The following is a 13,683-nucleotide window of genomic DNA, read 5'->3' as shown; positions in this document are numbered from 1 at the left end:
TTGCGCCGGAAGGGCCTAACCTTCGTTCAAAGAAAAGAACGAGGGGATTCGCTTGGCCGTCGCTATCGCCGTCACCCGTGAACGTCGCGAAGGCGAGACGCGCTGCGCCGTCACGCCCGAGACGGTCAAGAAGCTGATCGCCCTGGGGGCGACCGTCACGGTCGAGGCCGGGACCGGCCTGGGCTCCTCCATTCCCGACGCCGACTACGCCGCCGCCGGCGCCGTGGTGAAGCCCGACACCCGCACCGTGCTGGACGGCGCCGACATCGTGCTGAAGGTGCGCGGCCCCACGGCCCAGGAAACCAGCGCGCTGAAGCCCGGCGCCGTCGTCATCGCCATGCTGGACGCCTATCGGGATAAGGCGACCGTCGACGCCCTGGCCGGGGCCAACGCCACCGCCTTCGCCATGGAGTTCGTGCCCCGCATCACCCGAGCCCAGGTCATGGACGTCCTGTCGTCCCAGGCCAACCTGGCCGGATATCGCGCGGTGATCGAGGCGGCCTACGCCTACGGCAAGGGCTTCCCGATGATGATGACGGCGGCCGGCACGGTCGCCGCCGCAAAGGTCTTCATCATGGGGGTGGGCGTCGCGGGCTTGCAAGCCATCGCCACAGCGCGTCGTCTGGGCGCCGTCGTCACCGCCACCGACGTCCGCCCCGCGACCAAGGAACAGGTCGAAAGCCTGGGCGCCAAATTCCTGGCCGTCGAGGACGAGGAATTTAAGAACGCCCAGACCGCTGGCGGCTACGCCAAACCCATGTCGCCCGAATACCAGACCAAACAGGCCGAACTGACCGCCAGCCATGTGGTCAAGCAGGACGTGGTCATCACCACAGCCCTGATCCCCGGCCGCGCCGCCCCGGTGCTGCTGACCGCCGCCCATGTCGCCGCGATGAAACCTGGCTCAGTCATCATCGATCTGGCGGTCGAAGCGGGGGGCAATGTCGAGGGCTCCAAGCTGAACGAGGTCGTGACCACCGCGAACGGCGTCACCATCGTCGGCTGGTCGAACCTGCCCGGCCGCATCGCCGCCGACGCCAGCGCCCTCTACGCCCGCAACCTCACCGCCTTCGTGGGCCTGATGGTCAAGGACGGAGTTCTGGCGGTCGATTTGGAGGACGCGATTCTGAAAGCGGCGGTCGTCACCAATGCCGGCGCCGTGGTGCATGAAGGTCTGAAGGGAACACACTGATGGAACACGTCGATCCCACCGTCTTCCGCCTGGCCATCTTCGTGCTGGCGATCTTCGTCGGCTATTACGTCGTGTGGAGCGTGACGCCGGCCCTGCATACGCCGCTGATGGCCGTGACCAACGCTATTTCCAGCGTCATCATCGTCGGCGGCCTGATCGCGGCGGCGGCCGTGTCGGGCGATGCGACCGGCCCCAGCGCCTGGATCGCCAAGGGCGCGGGCGTTGTCGCCGTCACCCTGGCCAGCGTCAACATCTTCGGCGGCTTCATGGTCACGCGGCGAATGCTGGCCATGTACAAGAAGAAGGAGCGGCCCGTCGCTCCGAAGGGGGCGAAGTGAACGGTTTGCCGATGGACGCGGTCGTGACGGCGATCGGGGCCGTCGTCATAGCTTTAGTGATCGTGTTGGTGACTTTCAGCGGTCGCTTGTCGAAAGCCGTGCGATCCACCGTGGAGATTGTCGTCGGCATTCTCTTGTTTCCGACCGTAACCGGGCTTTGGGGCTGGCGGGCGATCGAAGGCGTGAGAGATCGCGATTGGCTCTACGCAGGTCTGATGGCCGTGGCTGCTGCGGTATTTGCTGTAACTGGCTTCTACGCCATTCGACGCCGCACCTTGGCGCCTTTTAGCAAGCGTTCGAAATGACCGACGCCGCGCAGATCGCCATCACCGGATCCTGGGTCGCGACCGGCATCGGCTTCGGCCTGTGGCTGTACGGCTGGTTCGGGGCCAAGACTCCGATCAAGCGCCAGCGGCTGCATGACTGCGGCATCGCCCTGGTCTTCTCGGCCATTCTGGTTCGCGTGGTGACGCAGGACCGGCCGCTGGGGGTCTTCGAATGGGCCCTATTCTTCATCGGCCCGCTGTTCATCGCCGCCGCCCTGTGGCGGCTGGCCCGCACGTCTTGAGGGGAGGGGCGTGATGAACGCATCTTTGGCCGCACTGGCCTATCTGGTTTCGGGCGTCCTGTTCATCCTGTCGCTGCGGGGGCTGTCCAGCCCCGAGACCAGCCGTCAGGGCAACACCTTCGGCATGGTCGGCATGGCGCTGGCCATCGGCGTGACCCTGCTGACGCTGGGCACGACGGGGGCGCTGGATACCGTGACCCTGGCCCTGATCGCGGGCGGCGTCATCGTCGGCGGCGGGGCCGGCGCCCTGATCGCCAAGCGGGTCGCCATGACCGACATGCCGCAGCTGGTCGCCGCCTTCCATAGTCTGGTCGGCATGGCCGCCTGTCTGGTCGCCATCGGCGCCATCTATGCGCCCGAGGCGTTCGGAATCCTGACCGACGACGGAAACGGCATCAAGACGCTGTCGATCATCGAACTCAGCCTCGGCGTCGCCATCGGCGCCATCACCTTCACTGGCTCGGTCATCGCCTTCGCCAAGCTGAACGGCAACATGAGCGGGGCGCCGATCATCCTGCCGGCGCGGCATCTGATCAATGTCGGCCTGGCCCTGGGGCTGGTCTTCCTGATCGGCATCCTGATCGGCACGAACGGCGCGGCGACCTGGGCCTTCTGGGGCGTCTTCCTGATCGCCCTCGTTTTGGGCGCGACCTTGATCATTCCCATCGGCGGGGCGGACATGCCGGTGGTGGTGTCGATGCTGAACTCCTATTCCGGCTGGGCCGCAGCCGCGCTGGGCTTCACGCTGGAGAACATCGCCCTGATCATCACCGGCGCCCTGGTCGGGTCGTCGGGCGCGATCCTCAGCTACATCATGTGCAAGGGCATGAACCGCAGCTTCGTCTCGGTGATCCTGGGCGGCTTCGGCGGCGGCGATGCGACGGCCGGTCCCGGCGGCGCCAAGGAGACGCGCCCGGTCAAGCAAGGCTCGGCCGAGGACGCCGCCTTCATCATGAAGAATGCGTCCAAGGTCATCATCGTGCCCGGCTACGGCATGGCGGTGGCCCAGGCCCAGCACGCCCTGCGTGAAATGGCCGACAAGCTGAAGGAGGAAGGCGTCGAGGTGAAATACGCCATCCACCCCGTCGCGGGCCGGATGCCGGGCCACATGAACGTCCTGCTGGCCGAGGCCAACGTTCCCTATGACGAGGTGTTCGAGCTTGAGGACATCAACGCCGAGTTCGCCACCGCCGACGTCGCCTTCGTCATCGGCGCCAATGACGTGACCAACCCCGCCGCCAAGACCGACCCGACGAGCGCCATCTACGGCATGCCGATCCTGGACGTGGAAAAGGCCGGCACGGTCCTGTTCATCAAGCGCGGCATGGGTTCGGGCTATGCCGGGGTCGAAAACGAACTCTTCTTCCGCGACAACACCATGATGCTGTTCGCCGACGCCAAGAAGATGGTCGAAGGGATCGTGAAGGGGCTTTGAGCCATGGCCAGTACGCCCAAGACCGGCCCCACCGACGCCTCTGTCGACGGCTTCTTGTCTGCAATCGACGATCCACGCCGACGGTCTGACGCTCATGCCGTCGCCGCACTGATGTCGGAGATCACCGGTGAACCGGCCGTGCTCTGGGGACCGTCCATCATCGGGTTCGGCAATGACGGCCGTCCCAAGGGTGGCTGGCCGCTGATCAGCTTCTCGCCGCGAAAAGCCAATCTGGTGCTTTATGTCGCTGGCGATTTCCCTGAACGAGCCCAGCTGATCGCCCGCTTGGGCAAGGTGAAGACCGGCGTGGGCTGCCTCTATGTTTCGCGCCTCGAGGATGTCAATCAGGCGGTTCTGCGCGACCTTTGCGGTCGCGCTGTTCGCGCGGTCAAAGCCGGCTCGGACTGAAGTCTCTTCAACCCTCTATCGCGCAACCTTGACCGGCGCTATCACGCGTCCGTGAACACGCCGTCTCGCCCCACCCCTGTCGCCCATCGCCGTTTCGAGGCCTTGGATTCCCTGCGAGGTGTGTGCGCCATCCTTGTCGTGATGTTTCACATGCCCGTCGCAAGTCATTGGCGCGACTGGGGTTTCATTCAGCACTCCTATCTGTTCGTCGATTACTTCTTCGTTTTGTCGGGCTTTGTGATCGCCCACGCCTATGCGAACCGATTGAAGTCGGGGCGGGACGCCGGGCGATTCATGGTGCGGCGTTTCGGGCGGATCTGGCCGCTGCATCTGCTGATGCTGGCGGCCTTCATCGGGCTGGAGCTGGCGCGTCTGGTCTTGCATTTCGACAGTGCGCCGCCGTTCACGCGGGATCGGTCGATCGAAGCGATCTTCACCAATCTGGCGCTGATCCAGGCCTGGCATGTGCATCCCTATCTGACCTGGAACGGGCCGTCGTGGACGCTCAGCGCCGAATGGGCTTGCTATCTGATCTTCGCAGGGCTGGTGCTGATCGCGCCCAGAAGGTTCCGCTGGATCGGGCTGGTGCTGGCGATCATCGGCGGGGCGTTGGTGCTCAGCTACGCCCGGCGCTGGATGAACACGACCTATGATTTCGCCGTGCCGCGCGCGGTCTATGGCTTCTTCCTGGGCTGCCTGCTGCAGGGGCTCTGGACCCGCATTCCGCGGCTCAAGGGCGGCGCCGCGACTCTGTTGGAGATTGCGGCCATCGTCGCGGCCTGCGTCTTCATCGGCTATGCTCAGGGGCCGATCACCGTGGCCGTCACCCTGATCTTCGTGGCGCTGATCTGGGTCTTCGCCGGCGAGGAGGGGGCGCTGTCACGCGTGCTGGACCATCCGGCTCTGGTCACCCTGGGGCGGTGGTCGTTCGCCATTTACATGGTCCACATGTTCATCCTAACCGTGATGATGATCGTGGCCAGGAAGCTGGACCTGGTCCCGGTTCGTCGCATCGATTTCGGCTCGGTCTGGCTGAACGACCTGTTCGCCGTCGCCATGTTCGGCTTCATCGTCGCGGTCGCCGTCGTGGCGCACCGACTGGTCGAGCAGCCGGCCCAACGTATGATCGACCGCTGGACCAAGCCGAAGGCGGCCTGAGCTCAGGCCGCCATCCGCCACTCGGGGGCCATGTCGCAGGCGCGGCCTTCGTCCCACAGCATGTCCTCGTCCGAATAGCGGCTGCTCGCGGCCGCCGAGATGACGTCGACCACCTGTTCCTCCAGCCGGTCCCAGATCACGGCGAGGTCGGACGACCCATCGGCCTCGCACGGCACGATGATGTAGCGGCTGGCGTTGACGGTCTGGGCGGGTTGGAAATGCGCCATCTGATGATCTCCTGAAGCGGGGGCCTCTTGTCGATGATGTCGTTATGAAGCAGTGTTGCGTCAGAAACGGACGTAGGGATCGGCGAGAGCATTGAGACACGACAAGGCGGCGATGGTGATCGATCTGGCGCGCCGCATGGCCGCCAGCGCCGAAGGGCTGAGTCTGGACGAGATCGCACGCGACATGCGCGTCGGCCGCCGCACCGCCGAACGGATGCGCGACGCGGTTCTGATGCTGTTCCCCCAGGTGGATGAGGTCTCGGACCCGCCGTCCAAACGCTGGCGCATCCGGGGCGGTCTGTCGGCCTTCGAACAGGCCCCGACGGCGACCGAAATGCTGGAACTGTCCAAGGCCGCGACCGCCCTGCGCGCCGCCGGCGAACCGGCGCGCGCCACGGCGTTGGAGGGGCTGGAGCGCAAGCTGAAGGCGGCGATGCGGTCAACCACCCTTAACCGCATGGCGCCGGATCTGGAGGCCCTGGTCCGGGCCGAGACCATTGCGGTTCAGGCCGGCCCTCGACCCTCCGCCGACGAGGCCATGCTGACCGCCATCCGCGCGGCGGTGCTGGCTCAGCAGCCCTTGGGCTTCACCTATTCCCGTCCGGGCGCCGAGCCGCGTCGGCGCAGCGTGGCGCCGTGCGGCGTCATGTTCGGCCGGGCCAACTATCTGGTCGCCGCCGACCGCGAGACCGGCCGCATCCAGACCTTCCGCCTGGACCGAATGAGCCACGTCGCCCCGCAGGAGGGGATGGCCGTACCACCCGCCGATTTCGATCTCAACGTCTTCGCCAGCCAGTCCTTCGGCATCTATCAGGACGAGATCGAGGACGTCGTGCTGCGCATCGCGCCCGAGGGCGCGGCCGAGGCCAGGGGCTGGCGCTGGCACCCCACCCAGTCGTTCGAGAATCAGCCGGACGGCGGCGTGATCGTGCGGTTCCGCGCCTCGGGCATGCGCGAGTTGGCCTGGCATCTGTTCACCTGGGGCGAGCAGGTGCAGATATTGGCGCCGCAGCGGCTGAAGGCCGTGATGGCCGGAGAACTGGCTGCGGCAGGCCGCGCCTTGGAACGGGCCTCAGCCTGACGAAACCGTAAGCTGACGCGACGCGTTGACGACCGCTAGGCTTCGCGCCGACCGCCCTTCAGGAGATCGCCCTTGCGCGTCCACGCCTTCGCCTCGTCAGCCGTCCTCTCCCTCGCCCTGATGAGCGGCGCCTGCGCCGCCGGGCCCATGTCGGCGCCGACGACCTTTCAGGCGGAAGACGGACCCCAGGTGACGGTGACCCGCGATGGCGAACACCTGAACATCGACTATCGCTTCGGGCGCGACGTGCCGGTCTGGGCGTTCCAGGATTCGGCGCTGGAACAGGATTCGCGCCAGCCCTGGCGGCCGCGCCAATGGACGGTCAAGACGCCCGGCGTCGTCATGGAGCGACGCGGCCATTACGACATCATCCGCAGCACGGACGGCGGGCCTGTTCCCCGCGAGGTCCGCTTCCGCGTCCGACCGCAGGCGGTGGATCTTGAGGCCGAGTATCCGACCCTGCTGTTCTCCAATGGCGCGGTGGCCCTGCCGACCCGGCAACTGGACGTCTTCGCCCTGTCGTCGGCCCAGGCGGCCGAGCAGGTGCCGGATGACCTGAACCGGATCCGGCTGGATGGCGGACCGTCCCGCGTGACGTGGCGGGACGAGAACGGACCCGTCTTGTTCAACGGCCGCCGCCGCGACGAACTGACCACGACGGACGAACGCAGCTATGTCCTGCTGGGCGAGGCGACGGTGACGCCGGGCGACGGCCTTTCGACCGTCATGGACCCCAATCTGCCGCCGTGGATCGGCGAGGAGATCCGCGGCTTTGCGCCGCGTGTCGGTCATTACTATCGCGACCGCCTCGGCGCGCCGGGCTCCGGCGGCGATACGCCCATCGTCATGGTGGCCTGGAACGGGCCGACCGAAAGCATGACCAGCATGGGCGGCAGCGTCCTGCCGGGCCTGATCGTCATGTCGTTCGAGGGCAGGGGCGTGACCTCGCCCCAGCCGGAAATCATGGAGCGTTCGCGCTGGTTCATCGGCCATGAGGGGGCGCATTTCTGGCTGGGGCAGACGGTGCGCTACGCTTTCGCCGATGAGGCCTGGATCACCGAGGGCGGAGCCGACCTGATGGCTGTGCGCGCCCTGAAGGCCCTGGACGCAAACTATGACGACCGGGCCGAGCTTCAGTCCGAGGTGGACGACTGCGTCAACCTGTCCCGCCAGCCGATCGCCCAGGCCGGCGCCAGGGGCGAACACCGCGCCTACTACGCCTGCGGGGCCGTCTTCGCCCTAGCGGCGGAGGGCGCGCAACGCCAGCGCAGCGGCGGCGACTGGTTCGACTTCCTCAGACCCCTGTTGCGCCAGCCGGATGGCGTGCTCAGCCGCGAGGAATGGCTGACGGCCCTGACCCGCACATCGCGCGACCCGTCGCTGCGCGGCGATGTCGAGCGGCTGCTGGACCAGGGCGCGTCCGATCCGTCCGCCGTCATCGCCCGCCTGTTCCAGCGCACCGGCGTGGCCTTTCGGATGATCGACGGCCGCGTGGTCCTGAGCTGAATCCGATCGCAGGCGCTGGCGTCGGTCATCGGATTGAACCCGAACCTTGGCCGTGGCGTTGTGGCGGGATGAAAACAGCCTTGATCCCGATGGCGGGCGCGATCGCCCTTCTGGCCGCCTGCGGCGATCACGAGGTCAATCCCCCGAACGAACCGGCGGCGCCCCTGCGCACGCCCGAGGCCATGCAGCCGGTCGAACCGCCTGGACCGTCTTCTCTGGCCGGACGCGGGCCGCGCAGCTTCGTGGGGGTCTGGGCGGCGAACCCGCAATGGTGCGCCCGCCCCCAAGGCGAACGCAGCCCGATCACCCTGACGCCGCTGCGCTTCGACGGCTTTGGCCGAAACTGCGACATCGCCAGCATCGACGAGACGGGTTCCGGTTATGTCGCGGTTCTGCGATGCGCGGGGCGGGCTCAGACCGAGCGGGTGCATATGAGCACGAGCGGCGACGTGATGAACCTGACCTATGTCGATCAGGACATGAAGACGGTGAAACTGGCGCGTTGCCCGGCGTCGCCGCGCGCGCCCGAACCCGACAATCCGCTGGCGAAGATGATGAAGAAGGACGGGGCCGAAACCCCGCCTGCCGCGCCGCCTAGTTGAACAGGAAGTTCATCACGTCGCCGTCCCTGACGACATAGGACTTGCCTTCGGCGCGCAACTTGCCGGCCTCGCGCGCCTTGGCTTCTCCACGCAGAGCGACAAAGTCGTCGAAGGCGATGGTCTCGGCGCGAATGAAGCCTTTTTCGAAGTCGGTGTGGATTACGCCGGCCGCCTGGGGCGCGGTGTCGCCGACATTGATGGTCCAGGCGCGGGCTTCCTTGGGCCCGACCGTGAAATAGGTCTGCAGACCGAGCAGCTTATAGGCCTCTCGGATCAGTCGGTTCAGGCCGGGCTCTTCCAGACCCAGGGTCTCCAGGAACTCCTTCTGTTCTTCGTCGTCCAGCACGGCGATCTCGGACTCGATCTGGGCGGAGATGACCACCGAGTTGGCGTTGTCGGCGGCGGCGCGGGCCGCGACCTTGTCGGACAGGTCGTTGCCCTTGTCGGCCGAGCCTTCCTCGACGTTGGCCACATAGAGGGCAGGCAGCGCCGTCAGCAGTTGCAGCATGTGCCAGGCCTTGATGTCCTCCTTGGACACCTCGGCGGTGCGGGCGGGCTTGCCGGCGTTCAGCTGGGCCAGGGCCAGATCGACGAGCTTCAGCGTCAGGGCCGATTCCTTGTCGCCGCCCTTGGCGCGCTTCTCCAGCTGCGGCCGGCGGCGCTCCAGGCTTTCCATGTCGGCCAACATCAGCTCGGTTTCGATGATCTCCAGATCGGCGATCGGGTCGATGCGGTCCTCGACGTGGGTGATGTCGTCATCCACGAAGCAGCGCGCGACAAAGGCCACGGCGTCGCAGTCGCGGATGTTGGCCAGGAACTGGTTGCCCAGGCCTTCGCCCTTGGACGCGCCGCGCACCAGACCGGCGACGTCGACGAAGGTGATGCGGGCCGGAATGATCTCTTTCGATCCAGCGATCTCGGCCAGGGCGTTCAGACGCGCCTCGGGCACCGCCACATCGCCGGTGTTCGGCTCGATGGTGCAGAACGGATAGTTGGCCGCCTGGGCCGCCGCCGTCTTGGTCAGGGCGTTGAACAGGGTGGACTTGCCGACGTTGGGCAGGCCGACGATCGCGACTTTAAGAGCCATGGTATTCCTCGTGAGGCGCGAGCCTTTACCCGGTTCGAACCGGTTTGTCAGGCTCGCGCTTCAACTGAGGTCAGTGGGCGCCGTGATCCATGCCTTCCATGGCCGGTTGGCGAACCTGCGCCTGAACTGTGATCGTCGGCGCCGAGGCGAACTGGAAGGTCAGGGGCACGGTTTCGCCGGCGACGAGAGGCGCGGTCAGGCCGATCAGCATCAGGTGGTTGCCGCCCGGCGCCAGGGCCACGGCCTGACCGGCGGGCAGGGGCAGGCCCGCCGTCAGCTCGGCCATCTTCATCATGCCGTTCTCGGTCTTCATCTCGTGAACCTGTAGCGATCCGGCGCGCGGCGTCGATCCGCCCGTCAGCCGGTCGTCGGTCGCGGCGGTCAGGGTGACGTAGCAGCCGCCGGCCTTGGCCCCGTTCGGCGACGGGCGGCACCAGGCGTCGGTTGCGGTCACGGCGGCGGCCGCCGTCGGCGTCTCAGCCGCGGGCGCCTTGGCGGGCTCGGACGGATTGCAGGCCGCCAGCGACAGGGCGGCGGCGGCAAGGGCGAGTTTGATCTTCATGGCGTCAAGTCTTTCACAAGGCGGCGGAACGGCGCCGAATCATCGGACGTAGGGCTCGGTCGAGCAATACGGCCGCGATCAGGCTCAGTCCCGTCAGGGGATAGAGGATGGCGAGGGGCAGGACGATGGCGAGGACAGCGGCGCGCGCTCGCGGTCCCGGCGGGGCGGGCGGCGCGCCCAGGCGCCGGCGCGACAGATTGGGCGGTCGGCGCTTCCACCACATGACCAGGCCGCTGATCGCCAATAGCCAAACGCCGATGCAGCCCAGCAGCATGACGATGCGGTTCGCCTGGCCGAACTGCGTGCCCTGGTGCGTATAGATGCCGAACTCGATGGCCTTGGCGCCGGCGCCGAACTGGTCATAGCCGATGTCGCCCAGCAGCCGCCCGGAGGCCGCATCGACATAGAGCGACCGGCTGTCCTGAACCCGTGTCGCCTGGGTCGTCAGCGTATAGGCGGTGTCGTCGGCCTTGGGGATGTTCACCGTATAGGGGCGCGCCAGGCTGGCTTCATCCGCGACCCGCAGAACCTGCGCCAGGCCGCCATGGCCAGCGTGGTCGTGGGTCATCACCATGCCCTCCATGGTCCAGCCGGTCCCGACCGGCGCATCGTGGTGCTGCGCCCTTTGCCAGGCGCCGGCGACGGGTGCGGGCGGCCGCCCCAGCCCCGTCTCCTTGACCGCCCCCATGACCTTGTCGCCCCAGACCGCCGACCACGGCATGCCGGTCACGGCCAGAAACAGCACCACCCCGCCGACATAGAAACCCGTCAGCGCATGCAGGTCGCGCCAGAACGGACGGCGGCGACCGTCGGTCGTCTGTGGTGCGAAGTTCGCCACGCCCCGCCCGCGCGGCCACCACAGATAGAGCCCCGTGGCGAACAGAATGATCGTCCAGCCGGCGACGATCTCGACCAGGATGTTGAACGGCCGCCCCAGCAGGGTCAGGCTGTGCGTGTTCTTGACCAACTCCATGAACCCGCCGGCCGGAATGACGCCCGTGGCCCGCCCGGTGTGCGGATCGACGAAGACCGTCTTCTGCACGCCGTCGGGTCGATCGACCCGCAGCCGGATCGCCTCATCGTCGCGGGCAGGCATGACCAGATTGGCGACCCGCCCGCCGCCTGCGGCCTGGGCGGCCGAAGCCACCCAGGTTTTCGGCGTCGCTTGGGCCTGAACCGCCGGCACGCGGATCATGTCGCGATAAAGAAACTCGTCGATCTCGTCCTTGAACAGATAAAGCCCGCCCGTCAGGGCCAGCAGCATCAGCACCGGCATCACGAAGACGCCGGCATAGAAGTGCCAGCGCCAGACCGCGCGGTAGGCGTCGGACAGGTCGTCCGGCGTCGTCTTGTCGAGATTGCGCGCCATCAGTAGCTCATCCTGACGCCGACATAGGCCGAACGGCCGTCGCCGGGGAAGAAGACGGCCTTGGACACGGTGGCCACGCGGGCGTCCGTGACCGCGCCGAAGTTCGACACATAGGCTTCGTCGAACAGGTTGCGGACATCGGCGAACACCGTCAGTCGGCGATTGACGGTCCAGCCCATGTTCAGGTTCGCGACCGCATAGGACGGCGACTTCAGAGTGTTGGCGTAATCGACCCAGGCATCCTTGATCGACCATTCCACGCTAGGCGCGATGAACCAGCCGGCCGGATCGTCGTAGCGAAGCTCCGCGCGGTACAGGTGCGGCGGCACGACTGGCAGGTGGCCGTCTCCATAGACCTTGTCCCCGTCGAAATAGAAGTCGGAGAAGGCGTAGGTCTGGCGCAGCCGCCATTCCGGCGCGATCCGCCAATCCAGCCCTGCTTCGATCCCCTGGTGGATGGTCGGTCCCGCGTTGAAGGTCGCGGCCGGTATGCCCAGGGCGGCGTTTACAGCAAAGTTCAGTAGTTCGTGCTTCAGATCGGCGCGATAGGCGGTCACGTCCCAGGTCAGCGGTCCCCGGCGACCCCGCGTGCCGATTTCCCAGGTCACGGCCTCTTGCGGAACGAGGGGCTGATAACCGCCAGCAGTCGGCGACAAGGCCGAGAAGTTGGGCGGCTCGATCGAGCGGGTGACGTTGGCGAAGACCTGGGCGCCGTCCTCGCTCTCCCACAACAGGCCGGCGCGAGGCGCGAACCAGTCGAAGGTCTTGTCGGTGGTCAGGTCGATCGTGCCGACGACGCCGGGAACGACATAGCTCTGATAGTCCCGCTCGGCGCGCCCCCAGGTTCCTCCCGCGACCAGCGCCAGGCGATCGGTCACGAACAGCCGCCCCTCGCCGAAGACATCCAGCCCCTTGCCGTTCTGGAAGCTGCGGGCGCGTAGACCGTTCTGCTGTCCGCCGACATTGACCCACTGTTTGGCGTCCAGATCACCCTGTCGATACCAGGCGCCATAGAAGGCGTCGGCGCGCATCCCGCCGATCCGGCCCTGCCAATCGAACCGACCAAAGGCACCGTAGTTGCGGCTCTGCTGGTCGATGACCTGGAAGATGGGATGGTCCAGATCCTTCCAGGTTCCATAGAGGGCGCCCTCGAACACCGTTGCGTCGTCCAGCCTCCAGCGGGTCTGCAAAGTGGTGCGAAGCGAGCGCATATTGCGCTGATAGTTGAGGGCGATATTGGCGGGATTGGCCGCCTCGGGATTTGTCAGGGCGTCGGACAGACTGACGCTGCCCGGAATCTCCTGATGGATGTCGCCCCACGAGACCAACAGGCGAACTTCGCGATCCTGCCCAAAGCTGCGCCCGATGTTGCCCGACAGGTTCAGCGCCTTGCCTTCGCTCTGTTGACGCCACCCATCGACGCTCTGGCCCGTGACGGCGGCGAAACCGTCCCAGTCGCCGCGAACGCCCGCGGCCTCCGCATGGGCGCGCACGGTTCCGTAAGAGCCGCCGTCCAGGCGCAGGTTCAGGTTGGACGAGGCCGTGCGCCCCGTCGGTGTCACCAGATTGACCGCCCCGCCCAGCAGGGCTCCGCCGAACCGCAGCGCATTCCCGCCCTTATAGACCTCGGTGTAGCGGGCGATCAGCGGGTCGATCAGCTGGAAATCACCGAACCCGTCGGCCTCGTTGAACGGCACGCCGTCCTGAGCCAGCAGAACGCCGCGATTGTGAGCCGCATTGCCTATGCCCGATCCGCGAATCGACAGGCGAATGTCGCCGCCCCACTTCTTCTGGGCATAGACGCCGGGCGCATCGCGCAGCACGTCGGCGAGGTTGGTCGCATACCGGTCGGCATAGGATTCGGCTGAAATGACAGCAACGGCGCCCGGCGTGCGCGACAGCCGCTGTCGCGCGTCTGCGACGATGGGCGGATCCTCGGCGTTGCGGCGGCCGGTGACGATGACGCTATCCAGCAATGCCGGTTCGGGCGTCTGCTGGGCCCAAACGGGGCTTGTCCAACCGGCGTTGGAGAGGGCGGCGAGCAGCAGCGCGCAGGGCGCTACGGTGGTCTTGAAGGACATGGAATGAACCTGAAATCAGAACGAGACGGCGCGCGGGCGCTGGGGCCGGCGCGGGCTGGCAGTCTGGTT

At 66.8% G+C, this 13,683-nt stretch carries 15 protein-coding genes; 10 read left to right on the top strand and 5 right to left on the bottom strand.

The features are described 5' to 3' along the window. Window positions 1-52: 52 nt before the first annotated feature. From ABIB58_RS08955 to ABIB58_RS08925, 7 genes are read left to right on the top strand one after another with little or no spacing between them, the layout of a single operon-like run. Complete coding sequence (locus tag ABIB58_RS08955) at window positions 53-1,192, top strand: Re/Si-specific NAD(P)(+) transhydrogenase subunit alpha (protein WP_354040397.1); 1,140 nt, start codon at window positions 53-55, stop codon at window positions 1,190-1,192. Further along, window positions 1,192-1,530, top strand: a complete 339-nt coding sequence (locus tag ABIB58_RS08950; RefSeq protein ID WP_284877933.1) for an NAD(P) transhydrogenase subunit alpha part 2 — start codon at window positions 1,192-1,194, stop codon at window positions 1,528-1,530. The genes ABIB58_RS08955 and ABIB58_RS08950 overlap by 1 nt, the downstream gene beginning before the upstream one ends. Continuing rightward, entirely contained in the window at window positions 1,527-1,835 is a 309-nt protein-coding gene (locus tag ABIB58_RS08945; protein WP_354040395.1) for a hypothetical protein, read from the top strand. Before ABIB58_RS08950 ends, ABIB58_RS08945 begins: the two co-directional genes overlap by 4 nt. Beyond that, window positions 1,832-2,098, top strand: coding sequence for a hypothetical protein (locus ABIB58_RS08940; protein ID WP_055755025.1), 267 nt, complete (start codon window positions 1,832-1,834; stop codon window positions 2,096-2,098). The genes ABIB58_RS08945 and ABIB58_RS08940 overlap by 4 nt, the downstream gene beginning before the upstream one ends. Before the next feature lie 13 nt (window positions 2,099-2,111). After that, complete coding sequence (locus tag ABIB58_RS08935; RefSeq protein WP_045810305.1) at window positions 2,112-3,533, top strand: NAD(P)(+) transhydrogenase (Re/Si-specific) subunit beta; 1,422 nt, start codon at window positions 2,112-2,114, stop codon at window positions 3,531-3,533. A 3-nt stretch (window positions 3,534-3,536) separates the two neighbouring features. Beyond that, window positions 3,537-3,941, top strand: coding sequence for a DUF1801 domain-containing protein (locus tag ABIB58_RS08930; protein WP_354040392.1), 405 nt, complete (start codon window positions 3,537-3,539; stop codon window positions 3,939-3,941). A 51-nt stretch (window positions 3,942-3,992) separates the two neighbouring features. Beyond that, window positions 3,993-5,099, top strand: coding sequence for an acyltransferase family protein (locus tag ABIB58_RS08925; protein WP_354040390.1), 1,107 nt, complete (start codon window positions 3,993-3,995; stop codon window positions 5,097-5,099). 2 nt (window positions 5,100-5,101) lie between these two features. Here the strand turns inward: ABIB58_RS08925 and ABIB58_RS08920 are convergent, their stop codons facing one another. After that, window positions 5,102-5,326: a hypothetical protein gene (locus ABIB58_RS08920; RefSeq protein ID WP_354040388.1), complete on the bottom strand. Its 225-nt coding sequence runs from the start codon at window positions 5,324-5,326 to the stop codon at window positions 5,102-5,104. Between the two features lie 91 nt (window positions 5,327-5,417). Here ABIB58_RS08920 and ABIB58_RS08915 point away from each other — a divergent pair, with 91 nt between their 5' ends. The 3 genes from ABIB58_RS08915 (at window position 5,418) to ABIB58_RS08905 (ending at window position 8,515) form a co-directional block, all read left to right on the top strand. Continuing rightward, entirely contained in the window at window positions 5,418-6,407 is a 990-nt protein-coding gene (locus tag ABIB58_RS08915) for a helix-turn-helix transcriptional regulator (RefSeq protein ID WP_205195876.1), read from the top strand. A gap of 72 nt (window positions 6,408-6,479) precedes the next feature. Then, window positions 6,480-7,913: a hypothetical protein gene (locus ABIB58_RS08910; protein WP_205195877.1), complete on the top strand. Its 1,434-nt coding sequence runs from the start codon at window positions 6,480-6,482 to the stop codon at window positions 7,911-7,913. Between the two features lie 68 nt (window positions 7,914-7,981). Continuing rightward, on the top strand, window positions 7,982-8,515 hold the full coding sequence (locus ABIB58_RS08905) for a hypothetical protein (protein WP_354040385.1): 534 nt from the start codon (window positions 7,982-7,984) through the stop codon (window positions 8,513-8,515). Here the strand turns inward: ABIB58_RS08905 and ychF are convergent. From ychF to ABIB58_RS08885, 4 genes are all read right to left on the bottom strand, one after another. Next, window positions 8,508-9,602, bottom strand: a complete 1,095-nt coding sequence (ychF, locus tag ABIB58_RS08900) for a redox-regulated ATPase YchF (RefSeq protein ID WP_017505965.1) — start codon at window positions 9,600-9,602, stop codon at window positions 8,508-8,510. The two genes, ABIB58_RS08905 and ychF, sit on opposite strands and share 8 nt — an antisense overlap. Before the next feature lie 70 nt (window positions 9,603-9,672). After that, window positions 9,673-10,164 carry a copper chaperone PCu(A)C gene (locus ABIB58_RS08895; protein WP_017505966.1) on the bottom strand — a complete coding sequence of 164 codons (492 nt, stop codon included), beginning with the start codon at window positions 10,162-10,164 and terminating at the stop codon, window positions 9,673-9,675. A 13-nt stretch (window positions 10,165-10,177) separates the two neighbouring features. Next, on the bottom strand, window positions 10,178-11,533 hold the full coding sequence (locus ABIB58_RS08890) for a PepSY-associated TM helix domain-containing protein (RefSeq protein WP_354040382.1): 1,356 nt from the start codon (window positions 11,531-11,533) through the stop codon (window positions 10,178-10,180). Beyond that, the gene (locus tag ABIB58_RS08885; protein WP_354040380.1) at window positions 11,533-13,614 is read right to left on the bottom strand and encodes a TonB-dependent receptor family protein; all 2,082 of its coding nucleotides are present in this window, start codon (window positions 13,612-13,614) and stop codon (window positions 11,533-11,535) included. The genes ABIB58_RS08890 and ABIB58_RS08885 overlap by 1 nt, the downstream gene beginning before the upstream one ends. Between the last annotated feature and the right edge of the window lie 69 nt (window positions 13,615-13,683).

The organism is Brevundimonas sp. UYEF29 (genome assembly GCF_040546195.1).
Classification (GTDB): domain Bacteria; phylum Pseudomonadota; class Alphaproteobacteria; order Caulobacterales; family Caulobacteraceae; genus Brevundimonas; species Brevundimonas huaxiensis.
Note: the sequence above shows the minus strand (reverse complement) of the source record. Positions and strands in the feature narration are given on the sequence as shown.

Bases quoted from the DNA above. Each gene is read 5' to 3' on its own strand.
- ABIB58_RS08935 (WP_045810305.1), top strand. From the start codon at position 2,112: ATGAACGCATCTTTGGCCGCACTGGCCTATCTGGTTTCGGGCGTCCTG.
- ABIB58_RS08920 (WP_354040388.1), bottom strand. From the start codon at position 5,326: ATGGCGCATTTCCAACCCGCCCAGACCGTCAACGCCAGCCGCTACATC.
- ABIB58_RS08905 (WP_354040385.1), top strand. From the start codon at position 7,982: ATGAAAACAGCCTTGATCCCGATGGCGGGCGCGATCGCCCTTCTGGCC.
- ychF (WP_017505965.1), bottom strand. From the start codon at position 9,602: ATGGCTCTTAAAGTCGCGATCGTCGGCCTGCCCAACGTCGGCAAGTCC.
- ABIB58_RS08950 (WP_284877933.1), top strand. From the start codon at position 1,192: ATGGAACACGTCGATCCCACCGTCTTCCGCCTGGCCATCTTCGTGCTG.
- ABIB58_RS08930 (WP_354040392.1), top strand. From the start codon at position 3,537: ATGGCCAGTACGCCCAAGACCGGCCCCACCGACGCCTCTGTCGACGGC.
- ABIB58_RS08885 (WP_354040380.1), bottom strand. From the start codon at position 13,614: ATGTCCTTCAAGACCACCGTAGCGCCCTGCGCGCTGCTGCTCGCCGCC.
- ABIB58_RS08940 (WP_055755025.1), top strand. From the start codon at position 1,832: ATGACCGACGCCGCGCAGATCGCCATCACCGGATCCTGGGTCGCGACC.
- ABIB58_RS08895 (WP_017505966.1), bottom strand. From the start codon at position 10,164: ATGAAGATCAAACTCGCCCTTGCCGCCGCCGCCCTGTCGCTGGCGGCC.
- ABIB58_RS08890 (WP_354040382.1), bottom strand. From the start codon at position 11,533: ATGGCGCGCAATCTCGACAAGACGACGCCGGACGACCTGTCCGACGCC.